At 56.3% G+C, this 16,107-nt stretch carries 16 protein-coding genes; 11 read left to right on the top strand and 5 right to left on the bottom strand.

The features are described 5' to 3' along the window. Positions 1-69: 69 nt before the first annotated feature. On the top strand, positions 70-852 hold the full coding sequence (locus EDF81_RS09270) for a tyrosine-protein phosphatase (protein WP_123347866.1): 783 nt from the start codon (positions 70-72) through the stop codon (positions 850-852). 212 nt (positions 853-1,064) lie between these two features. Then, positions 1,065-1,985, top strand: a complete 921-nt coding sequence (gene ldtB / locus EDF81_RS09275; RefSeq protein ID WP_123347867.1) for a L,D-transpeptidase — start codon at positions 1,065-1,067, stop codon at positions 1,983-1,985. A gap of 51 nt (positions 1,986-2,036) precedes the next feature. Here the strand turns inward: ldtB and EDF81_RS09280 are convergent, their stop codons facing one another. The 3 genes from EDF81_RS09280 to mntR form a co-directional block, all read right to left on the bottom strand. Beyond that, positions 2,037-3,074 (bottom strand): aldo/keto reductase, encoded by a 1,038-nt coding sequence (locus EDF81_RS09280; RefSeq protein WP_123347868.1) that lies wholly within the window; start codon positions 3,072-3,074, stop codon positions 2,037-2,039. Between the two features lie 114 nt (positions 3,075-3,188). Then, positions 3,189-4,301, bottom strand: a complete 1,113-nt coding sequence (locus EDF81_RS09285; protein ID WP_123347869.1) for an anion transporter — start codon at positions 4,299-4,301, stop codon at positions 3,189-3,191. Beyond that, positions 4,298-4,771 (bottom strand): manganese-binding transcriptional regulator MntR, encoded by a 474-nt coding sequence (gene mntR / locus EDF81_RS09290; RefSeq protein WP_123347870.1) that lies wholly within the window; start codon positions 4,769-4,771, stop codon positions 4,298-4,300. Before mntR ends, EDF81_RS09285 begins: the two co-directional genes overlap by 4 nt. 185 nt (positions 4,772-4,956) lie before the next feature. Here mntR and mntS point away from each other — a divergent pair, with 185 nt between their 5' ends. Together mntS and EDF81_RS09300 are read left to right on the top strand one after the other, a co-directional pair. Continuing rightward, on the top strand, positions 4,957-5,085 hold the full coding sequence (gene mntS / locus EDF81_RS09295) for a manganase accumulation protein MntS (protein ID WP_123347871.1): 129 nt from the start codon (positions 4,957-4,959) through the stop codon (positions 5,083-5,085). A 277-nt stretch (positions 5,086-5,362) separates the two neighbouring features. After that, entirely contained in the window at positions 5,363-6,946 is a 1,584-nt protein-coding gene (locus tag EDF81_RS09300; RefSeq protein WP_123347872.1) for a phosphoethanolamine transferase, read from the top strand. Positions 6,947-7,002: 56 nt separating this feature from the next. Here EDF81_RS09300 and ompX read toward each other — a convergent pair whose 3' ends face one another. Further along, positions 7,003-7,506, bottom strand: a complete 504-nt coding sequence (gene ompX / locus EDF81_RS09305) for an outer membrane protein OmpX (protein ID WP_123347873.1) — start codon at positions 7,504-7,506, stop codon at positions 7,003-7,005. 353 nt (positions 7,507-7,859) lie between these two features. Here ompX and rhtA point away from each other — a divergent pair, with 353 nt between their 5' ends. The 6 genes from rhtA (at position 7,860) to ybiO (ending at position 14,438) form a co-directional block, all read left to right on the top strand. Then, positions 7,860-8,747 (top strand): threonine/homoserine exporter RhtA, encoded by an 888-nt coding sequence (rhtA, locus tag EDF81_RS09310; RefSeq protein ID WP_123347874.1) that lies wholly within the window; start codon positions 7,860-7,862, stop codon positions 8,745-8,747. 284 nt (positions 8,748-9,031) lie between these two features. Then, positions 9,032-9,535 carry a DNA starvation/stationary phase protection protein Dps gene (dps, locus tag EDF81_RS09315; RefSeq protein WP_123347875.1) on the top strand — a complete coding sequence of 168 codons (504 nt, stop codon included), beginning with the start codon at positions 9,032-9,034 and terminating at the stop codon, positions 9,533-9,535. 362 nt (positions 9,536-9,897) lie between these two features. Beyond that, positions 9,898-10,641 carry a glutamine ABC transporter substrate-binding protein GlnH gene (gene glnH / locus EDF81_RS09320; RefSeq protein WP_123347876.1) on the top strand — a complete coding sequence of 248 codons (744 nt, stop codon included), beginning with the start codon at positions 9,898-9,900 and terminating at the stop codon, positions 10,639-10,641. A gap of 80 nt (positions 10,642-10,721) precedes the next feature. After that, positions 10,722-11,381: a glutamine ABC transporter permease GlnP gene (gene glnP / locus EDF81_RS09325; protein ID WP_123347877.1), complete on the top strand. Its 660-nt coding sequence runs from the start codon at positions 10,722-10,724 to the stop codon at positions 11,379-11,381. Continuing rightward, the gene (gene glnQ, locus EDF81_RS09330; RefSeq protein ID WP_123347878.1) at positions 11,378-12,100 is read left to right on the top strand and encodes a glutamine ABC transporter ATP-binding protein GlnQ; all 723 of its coding nucleotides are present in this window, start codon (positions 11,378-11,380) and stop codon (positions 12,098-12,100) included. Before glnP ends, glnQ begins: the two co-directional genes overlap by 4 nt. A gap of 127 nt (positions 12,101-12,227) precedes the next feature. Continuing rightward, entirely contained in the window at positions 12,228-14,438 is a 2,211-nt protein-coding gene (gene ybiO / locus EDF81_RS09335; protein WP_123347879.1) for a mechanosensitive channel protein, read from the top strand. Here ybiO and rlmF read toward each other — a convergent pair. Next, on the bottom strand, positions 14,435-15,361 hold the full coding sequence (gene rlmF, locus EDF81_RS09340; RefSeq protein ID WP_123347880.1) for a 23S rRNA (adenine(1618)-N(6))-methyltransferase RlmF: 927 nt from the start codon (positions 15,359-15,361) through the stop codon (positions 14,435-14,437). The genes ybiO and rlmF overlap by 4 nt on opposite strands. Before the next feature lie 97 nt (positions 15,362-15,458). On the opposite strand from rlmF, the gene EDF81_RS09345 reads away from it, so the two are divergent. After that, positions 15,459-16,073: a flavin reductase family protein gene (locus EDF81_RS09345; RefSeq protein ID WP_123347881.1), complete on the top strand. Its 615-nt coding sequence runs from the start codon at positions 15,459-15,461 to the stop codon at positions 16,071-16,073. Positions 16,074-16,107: the final 34 nt, after the last annotated feature.

A 16,107-nucleotide genomic window follows, 5' to 3' on the forward strand; every position in this document is an offset into this window, starting at 1 on the left:
TGCGGCATACTGCCGCGTGAGTGTAAGGAAGCCTCACCCATTCTCACCCGCGAAACAGGAAAGGAACCGATGACCAGACTTTCACAACATCCCGCATTTCTGCCGCTGCAGGGCGGAATTAACTTCCGCGATATGGGCGGCCAGCGCGGCGCTGACGGGCGCGAAATCCGCAAAGGAAAGCTGCTGCGTTCCGGCGCGCTGCACCAGGTGACGCCGGAGGATCTCAGCTATCTCGGTACGATCCCGCTTAGCGTGGTGCTGGATTACCGCGATCCCTCCGAGGTCAGCCGCAGCCCCAACCGCCTGAGCGTCAACGCACGCTATATCAACGCCCCGGCCAACCCGCTGACGACCGACGCCAGCGCGAAAATCACCGCGTTTTCGGCAGATAAACTGGATGAGGTCGACGGCGAGCAGTACATGCTGGAACTCTACCGCCAGCTGCCGTTTAATAATCCGGCCTATAAGCAGCTGGCGCAGCTGCTGACGAATCCCTTTGACGGCGCCCTGCTTCAGCACTGCGCGGTCGGCAAAGATCGTACCGGCGTCGGTTCGGCGCTGACGCTGTTAACCCTCGGCTGCGACAGCGCGACGGTGATGGAAGAGTATCTGCTGACCCACGGGATGTTGACCCAGGTCGAAGAGGAGATCGTTGGCTGGCTCGGCGACGAACTGAGCGACCGCGCACGCCATAATCTGTCAAATTTGCTGACGGTGCGCGAGTCTTACCTGAGCGCGGCCCTTGAGGCGATCCTCCAGCGTTACCCCAGTACGGATGCCTGGCTTGAGCAGGAGTATCAGCTGACGCCCGCCGTGCGCGCTGAGATCCAGTCCCGCCTGCTGGCAGAGTAAAATCCCTGACGGGGCGGCAACGCCCCGCTTTCCTGTCGTCCTAATTTTCCCCGTCCGCGCCTGCCCGCCGCTACACTAAAAATAACAGTGAAAAAATGTGATTTAATACACATCTGAATTCCCTGTTTACGGGAATGCACATATAATGCGCTCCTATCGACTGTCTGAATTCTCAAACAACCGCCCGTGTGGCGTCTGGCACTTCTCACAACATGAATATGAAATTAACAACGCTTTTCGCGGCGGCTTTTGCTGTTATGGGCTTTTGCAACACCGCATCTGCAGTCACCTATCCGCTTCCGACCGACGGAAGCCGCGTTATTGGTCAGAACCAGGTCATCACCGTGCCGGAAGGCAACACCCAGCCGCTGGAGTATTTTGCGGCCGAGTATCAGATGGGCCTCTCTAACCTGCTGGAAGCTAACCCGGGCGTTGATGCCTACCTGCCAAAAGCCGGTAGCGTGCTCAATATCCCTCAGCAGCTGATCCTGCCGGATACCGTTCACGAAGGCATTGTGATCAACAGTGCTGAAATGCGCCTCTATTACTACCCGAAAGGCACCAACACGGTGATCGTGCTGCCTATCGGTATCGGCCAGCTGGGTAAAGATACCCCGATTAACTGGACCACCAAGGTTGAGCGTAAGAAAGCGGGCCCGACCTGGACCCCGACCGCCAAAATGCACGCGGAATACCGCGCTGCGGGCGAGCCGCTGCCTGCGGTTGTTCCGGCCGGCCCGGATAACCCGATGGGTCTGTACGCGCTCTATATCGGTCGTCTGTACGCCATCCACGGCACCAACGCCAACTTCGGTATCGGCCTGCGCGTCAGCCACGGCTGCGTGCGTCTACGTAACGACGATATCAAATTCCTGTTCGAGAATGTGCCGGTCGGCACCCGCGTTCAGTTTATTGATGAGCCGGTAAAAGCCACTACCGAGCCGGATGGTTCCCGCTATATCGAGGTTCACAACCCGCTCTCCACCACCGAAGCGCAGTTTAACGGCGACGAAAACGTGCCGGTAACCCTGACCAAAGTGGTGCAGAAAGTGACTGACCAGCAGGACGTTGAGCAGACCATCGTCGATCAGGCGATTCAGGCCCGCTCCGGGATGCCGGTTCGTCTGAACTGATTTTCAACCGATAAAGACAAGGCGGGCCTGATGGCCCGCCTTTTTTATGGCTTATCCGCGCAGCTGCTGGCGACGGTATTCCCCCTGACGCTCCAGCATCCAGCCGGGATATTCCCGCGGCAGTACGCTGACCGCATCAAGCATACGCAGCTCCTCTTCGCTGAGACGCACCGCCGTCGAGGCAAGGTTATCCTCCAGCTGTTCAGGCCGTTTCGCGCCGATAATCACGCTACTGACCACCGGCTGATGCAGCAGCCAGGCCAGCGCAATCTGCGCCACCGAAACGCCTTTGCTATCGGCAATGGTGCGCATGACGTCCACGCAGTCAAAGGCGCGATCTCGCTGTACCGGCGGGAAATCGAAGGTCTGACGGCGGCCTCCGGTTTCGCTTTCGCCATCGCGGCCATATTTACCGCTGAGCAGGCCTCCGGCCAGCGGACTCCAGACCAGCAGCCCGACCCCTTCGCTTTGCATCATCGGCACCAGCTCCCGCTCCAGATCGCGTCCGGCAATGGTGTAATAAGCCTGCAGGGAGGAAAAACGCGCCAGCCCGCGACGTTCCGAGATGCCCAGCGCCTTCGCAATTTGCCAGGCGGCCCAGTTGGAGACGCCGATATAGCGCACCAGTCCCTGCTGGACCAGGCTGTCCAGGGCGTAGAGCATCTCCTCCATCGGCGTGGCGGGATCGAAACCGTGAAGCTGATAGAGATCGAGGTGGTCGAGCTGTAGACGGCGCAGGCTCTCTTTCACCCCGGAGAGAATGTGATAGCGCGAGCTGCCCCGGGAGTTGACCCCTGCGGTGCCGGTTTCGCCAAACACTTTGCTGGCAACGACCACGTTTTCACGGGGGATTTTCAGGTTTTTTAGCGCCTGGCCGGTGATGATTTCCGAGCGTCCGTCGGAGTAAACATCGGCGGTGTCGATAATATTGATCCCGGCATCCAGCGCCTGACCCACCAGACGCTCGGCGTCGTTCTGTCGTAGCTGGCCGATCTGTCCCCACATCCCGTCTTCCCCGCCAAACGTCATGGTGCCGAGGCAGAGTTCGGAAACAAACAGACCGGTATGACCTAACTTGTGATAACGCATAGGGAAGCTCCTGAATAAAGGTTTTCGTGAGTGCCCTATAGTTATAACGATTACGGACAGGTCGCGAATGTGCGGTTCCTGCCCGTTTCTTGCCCGATCCTCTGAATGTGAGGTTTAGCGCAGCACCAGCAGCAGTAAATAGCCGGTGGTCGCCGCCCACAGCAGCATGGGAATGGAGTAGAGATGGAATCGCCACCAGATGCGACGATCGTTGGCCATCCGCAGGGCGATAAGGTTCGCCAGCGAGCCGGGCAGCAGACCAAATCCGCCAATATTGACGGCCCAGGCCAGCAGCGTGGAGGGAGGAACCGTGTTCAGCAGTAGAATGGTGGACGGCACGTTGCTAATCACCTGCGACAGGCCAATCGCGGTCAGCCACAGTCCGGGCGCGGGCAGCTCGCCCACCTGCTGCAGCACCGCGTTCAGCGCCGGGAGCTGGGTCATGAGATGGACATCGATAAACATGGCGATAAACACCAGCAGCAGCGTCCAGTCGACGCTCAGTACCACCCGTCGCGCCAGCAGCAGAAAACCAGCCGTCACCAGCGCCAGCCCCCACAGTTCCTGCTTCAGTTCCAGAGAGAACAAAAACAGCACATAAAAGGCCAGGCAGCTCCAGACCAGCTTCGGCTGCCATTCCGGTGTCAGGTCGCTGCTCTGGAAGCGCAGGGCTTTTGCCGGGAAGCAGAACCAGCACAGCACCAGCAGCGTCGCCATCATCGCCACCGCCAGCGGCAGCATCTGCGCGCTAAAGGCGGTGAAGGACAAGCCGGAGCGTCCCCACAGCAGGATATTTTGCGGATTGCCAATCGGCGTCAGCAGCGAACCGGCGTTCACCGCCAGCGCCTCGAAGATAATCAGCCGGTTGACGGGAATGGCGCACCACTTCTTCAGAGTCAGAGTCAGCGGCACCACGATAAACAGTGCCACATCGTTGGTCAGAAAGGTCGACAGCAGCGCGGCGGCCAGCACCATAAAGAGGGCCAGGGAGCGCTCATGGGTAAAGCGTCGGGCCATCCGCCGCCCGAGCACGTCAAAGTAGCCGCTCTGCTCCACGCCTTTGGTCAGCAGCATCAGCCCGCTGAGGGTAATAATGGTGTGCCAGTCGATGGCCTTTGGCCAGTGCTGCGGGGCGAAGGGCACCGCAAGGCTTAGGGCAATACCGATAAGAATTAACAGATGAAGAAACCGATCGCGCACCAGGGTGCGCAGAAAAGGCAGACTCATTCTGTCGCGGGACCGTATTTCTGGGTGAACTCGCTAAATTTTTGCAGCGTCTCCTGGCTGACGTGGTGTTCCATCCCTTCCGCATCGCGGCGGGCGGTTTCCGGGCTGACGCCCAGCACCAGCAAAAAGTTTTCCACAATCTGATGACGTTCGCGGCTTTCCTGAGCCAGCTTTTCGCCTTCCGGCGTTAAAAATACGCCGCGCCACGGGATCTGCTCGATAAGCCCTACCGACGCCAGACGCTTCAGCATCTTGGCAACCGTCGGCTGAGAAACCCCCAGACGCGCGGCCATATCCACCTGGCGCGCTTCGCCCACCTCGCGGATCAGATCGGAGATCAGCTCAACGTAATCATCTATCAGCTCCCGACGGTGCGCTTCGCGGACCTGGCGAAAGCCTTCAACGTGCTCTTCGACATCAACTAATTGCGTCACTTTTTTTGTTATGGACTGACCTGTGCGACGGCTCATTGTGCTTCCTCATCCGGTTGACGCAACCCGGCGTCATAAGTAAAGAGCGCACAGTGTAAACCAGAGTCACGAAAGGACAAAAAATTAACGTTTTAGCCATAGCTATAAAATATAGCCTGTGCTATATCTGTATGTAATGCAGACATCCTTAGCTGTAAAAACCCGCAATAAACAGGAGGTCTCTTATGAACGAGTTCCGGAGGTGTATAAACGTGTTTAGTCATTCCCCCTTTAAAGTGCGTTTGATGCTGCTGAACATGCTGTGCGATCTGATCGGCGGCAAACCGCAGCAGGACGATAAACCTTCCAAATAAAAGCGGCGTCGCGGTACGCCGCTTCATTTTTCTGTCATTTTTACCGGCTAAGCTTGCCCGTAACGCAGTTTCCCTTCGCTATTTGTCGATTTTGTAATCATTCTCTCAAAACAATTCCTTATGAAGGATTGACCTTCTGACAGCCCGGCACTATCTTCGTGCAGCCCTGCAATATTGCGGCTCGCAGATGCGGACCTCCTTCCCTCTTCCACGCACTGTCCGGCAGGTTTGACCCTCGACGCCAGGGTAAGCACATGGCGTTTTACGATCGTGACATATGAATCTAACCCTGAAAGAATCGCTGGCAGCCCGCGGCCTGACCCTGAGCCCGTGGACCGGTTTTTATTTTTTACAGTCATTACTGATTAACCTGGCGCTGGGTTACCCCTTCAGCCTGCTGTATGCCGTGGCCACGACCTGCGTCCTGCTTCTGCTGTGGCGCTACGCCCCCGGCGTGCAGAAATGCCTGCTCGGCCTCTATTCGCTGGTCGCCGCCAGCTATTACCCGTTTGGTCAGGCCTACGGCGCGCCAAACTTTAATACGCTGCTGGCACTGCACTCCACTAACCTGGAGGAATCTACGGAGATCATGACGATCTTCCCGTGGTACAGCTACGTAGTGGCGCTCTTTATCTTTGCCCTGGGCGTTAAGGCCGTGCGCCGTCGCCCCACGGAAAAAGCGCGCTGGAACCGGTTTGATAGCCTTTGTCTGCTGGTCGCCGCAGCGGCGATTTTTGTCACGCCGGTGCAGAACCTGGCCTGGGGCGGCGTCTTTAAGCTGAAAGATACTGGCTACCCCATGTTCCGCTTCGTCAAGGATATCGCGGTCAATCATCGTGAAGTGCAGGAAGAGCAGGCGCGGATGGCGGAACTGTCGACCATGAAGGATACCTGGACGGTCACGGCCGTGAAGCCGCGCTATCACACCTATGTGGTGGTGATCGGCGAAAGCGCACGCCGCGATGCCCTCGGTGCCTTTGGCGGTCACTGGAACAACACGCCGTTTGCCAGCGCGGTCAACGGTACCCTGTTTACCGACTATATTGCCGCCAGCGGCTCGACGCAGAAATCCCTGGGCCTGACCCTGAACCGGGTGGTGGACGGCAAGCCACAGTACCAGGATAACGTTGTCACCCTGGCGAACCGCGCAGGTTTCCAGACCTGGTGGTTCTCTAATCAGGGGCAGATTGGCGAGTACGATACGGCGATTGCCAGCATCGCCAAACGCGCAGACGAAGTACACTTCCTGAAAAGCGGGAATTTTGAAGCGGATAAAAATACCCAGGATGAGGCGCTGTTAAAGATGACCGCACAGGTCTTTGAGACGCAGCGTACGCAGCCGCAGCTGATCGTTCTGCACCTGATGGGATCGCATCCACAGGCCTGCGATCGCACCCAGGGAAAATACGCGGATTTTGTCCAGTCGAAGGAAACGTCCTGCTATCTCTACACCATGACCCAGACCGATGCGCTGCTCGGCAAGCTGTATGACCAGCTGCGCAACACCGGGGACAGCTTCTCAATGGTCTATTTTTCCGACCACGGGCTGGCGTTTAAAGAGCGCGGCACCGACGTGCAGTATCTGGCGCACGACGATAAGTATCAGCAGAACTTCCAGGTTCCCTTTATGGTGCTGTCCAGCGATGACAAAGCCCACCGGGTGATTAAAGCTCGCCGCTCGGCCAATGACTTTTTAGGTTTCTTCTCCCAGTGGACCGGTATCGCCACCAAAGAGATTAAGAACCGCTACCGGTTTATGTCAGAACAGAAGGCCGGACCGATTACGATCACCAACTTCCGTCTGCAGAAAGTCGACTATACCCACCTCGGGACCGATATTTTCGAGACCCGCAGCCGCTAAGTTTCAGGCAAAAAAAATCCGCCGTTCAGGCGGATTTTTTATTATCACCGGAGTGATTAGAAGCGGTAGCCTGCGCCAACAACCCAGGCACCGACGTCAACGCTACGGATACGGCTCTGCTCGTAACCGAAGTCCAGAGCAACGTTTTCCATCGGGTTGAACTGCAGACCGGCACCGTAAGAGAAGCCGTAGTCGCTGGTGCTGCCAGCTACTTCAGGCTGCTGAGATTTACCGTAACCAACACCCACAACGCCGTAGATGCTTGCCCAGTCATTCAGACGGTAAGCCGGACCTGCGGTAATACCGTAGTACTGGCCTTTGTTGTAGCCGTCATCGTTGGTGTGGCTTTTCTGGATGTAGGTGAAAGAGCTAATCACGCCGAGCGGGTTGTTATCCTGCTCGTAGCGGTATTTCAGGTTAACGCCGCCAGCTTTGTTAGCAACGCCCTGCATATCGCCCTGAGCGTAACCACCGGTAACGGTAGAAGTTGCAGCTACAGCAGTACCTGCGGAGAAGGCCAGAACAGCGGCCAGAGCGGAAAGACATGCAATTTTTTTCATAACCACCTCAAATGTGCTTCAGTAAGTCCTACGTTTATAAATATATCAAAAACCAATGAGAAACTCTTTGGACCTGTTGTGGTCTAAGGGCGGATTTCCTGTAACAGAACATTTCCACCTTCAGTTATCCCTTTCAAAAAACAGGTATTTCCACGACAAGCGCGCTATTAATAACGCCATAACCCAGTACATTCATCCAGATTATTCCTAATTCATCGGTGATTTATCCATCACATTGAACTTATTGTAGATGCTTCCCGCCACGTTTTTCTCAACAAATCCTCAACCATAAAAAAATATTTCCATTACACTGCCAGCTTTACCCCTTTTGACAGAAATTGACAGGAGAAGGAATGCCAGGCTTGTCGCGTAAACTCCCCGTTTGGGTCCCCATCGCCATACTGCTTATTGCTATGTGTTCTATCCAGAGCGGTGCCTCACTGGCGAAGTCGCTGTTTCCGCTGGTTGGCGCGCCGGGCGTGACCGCCCTGCGTCTGGCGCTGGGGACGCTGATTCTGGTGGTGATTTTTAAACCCTGGCGACTCCGTTTCAGCAAAGAGCAGCGGCTGCCGCTGATCTTTTATGGCCTCTCCCTCGGCGCCATGAACTACTTCTTCTATCTCTCTATTCAGACCGTCCCGCTGGGGATCGCCGTGGCGCTGGAGTTTACCGGCCCGCTGGCGGTAGCGCTGTTTTCATCCCGCCGCGCGGTCGATTTTATCTGGGTGATCCTGGCGGTGCTTGGCCTGTGGTTCCTGCTGCCGCTGGGCCAGGACGTGGCCCATGTCGATTTAACCGGCGCGGCCTTTGCTCTGCTGGCCGGTGCCTGCTGGGCGGTCTATATTCTGAGCGGCCAGCGGGCGGGTGAGGAGCACGGCCCGGCGACCGTGGCGATGGGATCGCTGATTGCCGCGATTATCTTTGTCCCTCTCGGCGCGCTGCAGGCCGGTGAGGCGCTGTGGCACTGGTCGCTGCTGCCGCTGGGCGTGGCCGTTGCGCTTCTCTCCACGGCGCTGCCCTACTCGCTGGAAATGATTGCCCTGACGCGCTTACCGACCCGCACCTTTGGTACGCTGATGAGCATGGAACCCGCGCTGGCAGCCATATCAGGCATGATCTTCCTCGGCGAAACGCTGACCCTGACCCAGAGCCTGGCGCTGATGTCGATTATTGCCGCCTCTATAGGATCGACCCTGACCCTGCGGCGTGAGACAAAAATTAAACCTGTTGATGTAAATTAATATTTCATTTATGACATGGTGGTGACGCCATGTCATATTTTCCGCACCCCATACGTCCTCTCTCTGAAATAATTTACCGTGCGCTCCTTCTGTTATGCCCATAAAGACAGAAATAAGAATTGTTCAGCATAATAATTATAACTACATGTTTTGAAATGAATTTTAAAAATCACGCTACTGTTCGCTATTAAACCGATAGGCAGAGCCAGAAAGGCAGACTCAAAAACCGGTGCTATACTTGTTCTCGTTAAATACTGGAAAGCACCATTAAGAGGAGATGAATTATGAGTACCGCTAAACTGGTAAAAACAAAAGCGTCTAATCTGCTATACACCCGTAACGATGTCTCTGACAGCGAGAAAAAAGCGACGGTGGAGTTGCTGAATCGCCAGGTGATCCAGTTCATTGACCTGTCCTTAATCACCAAACAGGCCCACTGGAATATGCGCGGCGCTAACTTTATTGCCGTGCATGAAATGCTGGACGGATTCCGCAGCGCGCTAACTGAACATCTGGATACCATGGCGGAACGTGCCGTGCAGCTGGGTGGCGTGGCGCTGGGTACAACCCAGGTGATTAACAGCAAAACACCGCTGAAAAGCTACCCGCTGGATATCCACTCCGTTCAGGATCACCTGAAAGAGCTGGCAGATCGCTACGCGGTCGTGGCTAACGACGTACGTAAAGCCGTTGGCGAAGCCAAAGACGAAGATAGTGCAGATATCCTGACCGCAGCCTCCCGCGATCTCGATAAGTTCCTGTGGTTTATCGAATCCAACATCGAATAATCCATAAGCCTGCCTTATCGCTCCCGTCCGCCAGGGCGGGAGCTCTGCACCAAATCAGTGCACAGAACGCCCCTCAACACCCCCGCAAAGTAAATCATTTGTAATAATCACATCACACAACTGTTAACCCGGGATTGTTTTCCCACCGTTATCCGCGCTAAATTGCAGCACAGTGACCAATGTACCGCCAATGCACCAAAATAACGCCCCTATATGGTGCAGAAACGGGAGTTTGCAGCCATACTCCTGCAATACAGCCGATTGTCCTCTTTTGAAAACAAGACGTTGTAAAATTGGCATGATTTTTTCATACTGCGTACGTTCTCGCAGGGGATCGCCCCGTGGATATAAAAGGAAATGCTATGAAGTCTGTATTAAAAGTTTCACTGGCTGCACTGACCCTCGCATTTGCAGTTTCCTCCCAGGCCGCTGAAAAGCTGGTCGTGGCAACCGACACTGCGTTCGTTCCTTTCGAATTCAAACAAGGCGACAAGTACGTCGGTTTCGACGTTGACCTGTGGGCCGCCGTCGCGAAAGAACTGAAGCTGGATTACACCCTTAAGCCAATGGATTTCAGCGGCATTATTCCGGCGCTGCAGACCAAAAACATCGATCTGGCGCTGGCCGGTATCACCATCACTGAAGAGCGCAAAAAAGCGATCGACTTCTCCGATGGTTACTACAAAAGCGGCCTGCTGGTGATGGTGAAAGCCAACAACAACGACGTGAAAAGCGTAAAAGATCTCGATGGCAAAGTGGTTGCGGTTAAAGGCGGCACCGGCTCCGTTGACTACGCGAAAGCCAATATCAAAACCAAAGATCTGCGTCAGTTCCCGAATATCGATAACGCCTATATGGAACTGGGCACTAACCGCGCTGACGCGGTGCTGCACGACACGCCGAACATTCTTTACTTCATCAAAACTGCCGGTAACGGTCAGTTCAAAGCGGTTGGCGACTCTCTGGAAGCCCAGCAGTACGGTATTGCTTTCCCGAAAGGCAGCGACGAGCTGCGTGAGAAAGTGAACGGCGCGCTGAAGACCATTAAAGAGAACGGCACCTATAACGAGATCTACAAAAAATGGTTCGGTACCGAACCTAAATAATGACTATATAATTTGTTAAGCTACATCTCGGGGGCGTTCTTCGCCCCTGCTATTTTCACCACGGTATACAGGAATTCATCATGCAGTTTGACTGGAGCGCCATCTGGCCTGCCATTCCACTTCTGATTGAAGGCGCCAAAATGACCCTGTGGATTTCGGTCCTCGGTTTGATTGGCGGCTTAATCATCGGCCTCGTGGCCGGTTTTGCCCGCAGCTTTGGTGGCTGGATTGCCAACCACATCGCCCTGGTTTTCATCGAAGTGATTCGCGGAACCCCTATCGTCGTGCAGGTGATGTTTATCTACTTCGCCCTGCCAATGGCCTTCAACGATTTACGAATCGATCCCTTTAGCGCCGCAGTGGTCACCATTATGATCAACTCCGGTGCCTATATTGCTGAGATCACCCGCGGTGCGGTGCTCTCTATCCACAAAGGATTCCGCGAAGCGGGCCTGGCGCTGGGTCTGTCGACGCGCGAAACCATTCGCCACGTGATCCTGCCGCTGGCGCTGCGCCGTATGCTGCCGCCGCTGGGTAACCAGTGGATTATCAGCATCAAGGATACCTCGCTGTTTATCGTTATCGGCGTTGCCGAGCTGACCCGCCAGGGCCAGGAAATTATTGCCGGTAACTTCCGTGCGCTGGAAATCTGGAGCGCCGTTGCCGTCTTCTATCTGATCATCACCCTGGTGCTGAGCTTTGTTCTGCGTCGTCTTGAAAGAAGGATGAAAATCCTGTGATTGAATTTAAAAACGTCTCCAAGCACTTTGGCCCGACCCAGGTGCTGCACAATATCGATCTGAACATCACCCAGGGTGAAGTGGTGGTCATTATCGGGCCGTCCGGCTCCGGTAAATCGACTCTGCTGCGCTGCATTAACAAGCTGGAAGAGATCACCAGCGGGGATCTGATCGTCGATGGTCTGAAGGTTAATGACCCGAAAGTGGACGACCGCCTGATCCGCCAGGAAGCCGGGATGGTATTCCAGCAGTTCTACCTCTTCCCGCACCTGACGGCGCTGGAAAACGTGATGTTTGGCCCGCTGCGCGTGCGCGGTACCAAAAAAGCGGAAGCGGAAAAGCTGGCGCAATCCCTGCTGGCGAAAGTGGGCCTCGCAGAGCGTGCGCACCACTATCCGTCCGAGCTCTCCGGTGGTCAGCAGCAGCGCGTGGCGATTGCCCGTGCGCTGGCGGTGAAGCCGAAAATGATGCTGTTTGATGAGCCGACCTCCGCGCTTGACCCGGAACTGCGCCACGAAGTGCTGAAAGTGATGCAGGATCTTGCCGAAGAAGGCATGACCATGGTGATCGTGACCCACGAAATCGGCTTTGCCGAGAAAGTGGCCTCGCGTCTGATTTTCATCGATAAAGGCCGCATTGCCGAAGACGGCAACCCGCAGACCCTGATTGAGAATCCGCCAAGCCCGCGCCTTCAGGAGTTCCTGCAGCACGTTTCCTGATAGCGCCTCTCTACGCCTCTCTCATCCGGGAGAGGCGTAAAACCCCGCCAGAATCCTCCCAAAAACGCTTTCCCGCCACCAGCTATCTATACTTATCATTTTGCTGGACTTTCTAAGGGAGGCATCGATGCCGTGGATCCTGCTGCTTGTTATCAGCCTGTTTTGTTCGCCGCTGCAGGCGGTAACGCTGCCTGGCGTCACCGCGAGCGAGCCCGCACCCGCCGCCGCAGAGCCGAACGTAGAGCAGAAGAAGGCCGCCTACGCGGCGCTGGCTGATGTCCTGGAGAATGACGCCTCGCGCGAGGAGCTGATCGCCCAGCTGCGCCAGGTCGCCTCGGCCCCGCCTGCGGAAACCGTCCCCGCACTCACGCCTCCGGCGATTGCCGAAAACAAAACGGTGCTGGAAAACGTCACCGACGTGAGCCGCCTCTATGGTGAAGCCTTCGCCACACGTTTTGCCCAGCTCTGGCGCAATATCACCGATGCCCCTCACAAACATTTCAATTACCAGACCTTTACTAACGCCGCCGGGCATTTTCTGATGCTGGCGGCACTGGTGTTCGCCTTTTACTGGCTGCTGCGCCTCTGCGCGCTTCCCCTGTACCGCATAATGGGCCAGTGGGGACGGCGTAAAAACCGCGATCGTAGCAACTGGCTCCAGCTTCCGGCGATGATTGTCGGGGCCTTTATTATCGATCTGATTCTGCTGGCGCTGACCCTGTTCACAGGCCAGGTCCTCAGCGACAACCTCAACGCCGGTAACCCCACTATCGCCTTCCAGCAGAGTCTGTTCCTCAACGCTTTTGCGCTTATCGAGTTCTTTAAGGCGATTCTGCGGCTGATTTTCTGCCCTCGCGTGCCGGAGCTTCGCCCCTTCCCGGTTCAGGATCAGACCGCCCGCTACTGGAACCTGCGCCTTAGCGCCCTGAGCAGCCTGATTGGCTACGGGCTGATTGTTGCGGTGCCGATTATCTCCAATCAGATTAACGTTCAGTTCGGGGCGATGGCTAACGTAGTGATCATGCTCTGCATCACCAGCTGGGCGATGTACCTGATTTACCGGAATAAGCACGCCATTACCGAAAGCTTGATTCAATTTGCCAACCGCTCCCTCTCCTTCTTTAGCCTGTTTATCCGCGCCTTTGCGCTGGTGTGGCACTGGCTGGCGAGTCTCTACTTTATCGTGCTGTTCTTCTTCTCCCTGTTCGATCCGGGCAACAGCCTGAAGTTTATGATGGGTGCGACCCTGCACAGCCTGGCGATTATCGGCATCGCCGCCTTTATCTCGGGGATGCTGTCACGCTGGATAGCCAAGAGCATCACCCTGACGCCACAGACCCAGCGTAATTACCCTGAGCTGCAGAAACGCCTCAATGGCTGGCTCTCCGCCTCGCTGAAGGTAGCGCGTATTATGACGGTCTGTGTGGCGGTGATGCTGTTGCTGAACGCCTGGGGTATTTTTGACTTCTGGCACTGGCTGCACTTTGGGGCCGGGGAGAAAACGGTCGATATTCTGATCCGCATTGCGCTGATCCTCTTCTTCTCCGCCGTCGGCTGGACGGCGCTGGCCTGCCTGATTGAGAACCGGCTCTCCTCGGATATTCACGGTCGTCCGCTGCCCAGCGCCCGGACCCGTACCCTGCTGACACTATTCCGTAATGCGCTGGCGGTGATTATCAGCACCATTACGGTGATGATTGTGCTGTCGGAAATTGGCGTCAATATCGCCCCGCTGCTGGCCGGGGCCGGTGCTCTGGGCCTGGCGATCTCCTTCGGCTCGCAGACGCTGGTCAAAGATATTATTACCGGGGTGTTTATTCAGTTTGAAAACGGGATGAATACCGGGGATCTGGTCACAATTGGCCCGCTAACCGGGACCGTTGAGCGGATGTCGATTCGCTCCGTCGGCGTGCGTCAGGATACGGGTGCCTACCATATTATTCCCTGGTCATCGATTACGACCTTCGCCAACTTTGTGCGTGGTATCGGTTCGGTAGTGGCGAATTATGATGTGCATCGTCAGGAGGATGCCGACCGTGCTAATGCGGTGCTAAAAGAGGCGGTTAACGATCTGATGGAGATGGAAGAGGTACGCGGTCTGATTATTGGTAATCCGTCGTTTGCCGGTCTGGTGGGCTTAACCGACACCGCCTTTACCCTGCGCGTCACTTTCACTACCCTGCCGCTGAAGCAGTGGACAGTACGCTTCGCGCTCGACAGTCAGGTGAAAAAGCACTTCGATCGGGCCGGGATCCGCACGCCGGTTCAGTGCTGGCAGGTGCTGCCGCCTCCGGAAGCGCCGTCATCTGACAGAACGCCTCCGGAGCCGACCCTTTAGCGGGCGCGGGCAACAAAGCGACGGCGCTGCTCGTCGCTGAGGAAGGTCCAGGCAATAAAGCGGCTCTGCTTTTGCCCCTGGGCCATCTCTTTTTTCACGACCTTCTCCACACCGGCTTCGCTTAACGCCCGGTAGAGCGGAGGCAGGTTTTCCCCACGCGAGACCATGGTGGTAAACCACATCACCTGGCGAGAGAATTTCTGGCTCTCTTCGATCATGCGCAGAATAAAGGCCACTTCCCCGCCTTCACACCACAGTTCCTGCTGCTGGCCGCCGAAGTTAAGCTTGTCGCCCTCGGTGAGCCCCAGGTTACGGCGCTTGCGGTCGCTGCCGCGCTGGGCTGCCTCGGCGGAGTCGTGGAACGGCGGATTGCATAGAGTGGCTTCGTAGCGGTCGTTCGCCTGAATCATCCCGGCTAAGACCGCCTGCGGATCGCGCTGACGACGCAGGCGAATCGCACGGGTCAGGCCGGGATTGCCATTCACAATCGCCTGAGCGCTGGCGAGCGCCTCGGCGTTAACCTCGGTCCCGGTAAAGCGCCAGCCGTATTCATGAACGCCAATCAGCGGATAAATGCAGTTCGCGCCGACGCCGATGTCCAGCACGTTAGCCTCACGCGGAATATCGCCGGTCGCTTCACTCAGCAGATCCGCCAGATGGTGCACATAGTCAGCGCGGCCCGGCACAGGCGGGCAGAGGAAGCCCTCGGGGATATCCCAGTGGCTGACGCCGTAGAAATGTGCCAGCAACGCTTTATTCAGCGTTTTCACCGCTTTGGCATCGGCAAAATTAATGGTCTGCTCACCGCCCGGACTCAGGGTGAGAAACGGCGTCAGTTCCGGACAGGCCTGGCACAGCGCAGGCAGGTCATAGCGATCGTGGTGGCGATTACGCGGGTGCAGCCCCGGTTTATCGACTGTCATGGCATTCTCCTTTCAACTGCGGCGTAAGATACCCGTTGACGGCGGCGCGGTAAATAAGGGAGTCTGGCCTAATCGTTAATTTATCGCCAGGTACGCTATGTATTCTTATCAACCTTCCGAGGGACACGGTCTGCCCCACGATCCGCTTAACGCCATTATCGGCCCGCGGCCTATCGGCTGGATCGCCTCAGCGGATTCTCAGGGCAGAAATAATCTTGCGCCCTACAGCTTTTTTAACTGCTTTAACTATCGACCGCCGATTATCGGCTTCGCCAGCAGCGGCTGGAAAGACAGCGTCCGCAATATTATCGAAAGCAAAGAGTTTGTCTGGAATCTGGCGACTCGCCCGCTGGCGGAACAGATGAATGAAACCTCAGCCAGCCTGCCCCACGGCGAAGATGAATTCAGCCGGGCGGGCCTGACGCCGCTGGCCAGCCAGTTTGTCGCCGCGTCCAGAGTGGCAGAAAGCCCGGTGCACTTTGAATGTCGGCTCTCCCAGTGCATTCAGCTAACCACGGCCAACGGCACGGCGCTTGAGACCTGGCTGGTACTCGGTGAAGTCGTGGCAATACATATTGATGAGACGCTGCTGGAAGGCGGAATCTACCAGACGGCGAAAGCCCAACCGGTTCTGCGTGCCGGAGGACCGACCGCTTATTACACCATCAGCGAAGAGCAGCGTTTTGATCTGGTCCGCCCGGACGCCCGCTGATCCCGGTCTCTGCTTTATTATCTATAATTAAGCA

This window comes from Enterobacter sp. BIGb0383 (assembly GCF_003751845.1).
Classification (GTDB): domain Bacteria; phylum Pseudomonadota; class Gammaproteobacteria; order Enterobacterales; family Enterobacteriaceae; genus BIGb0383.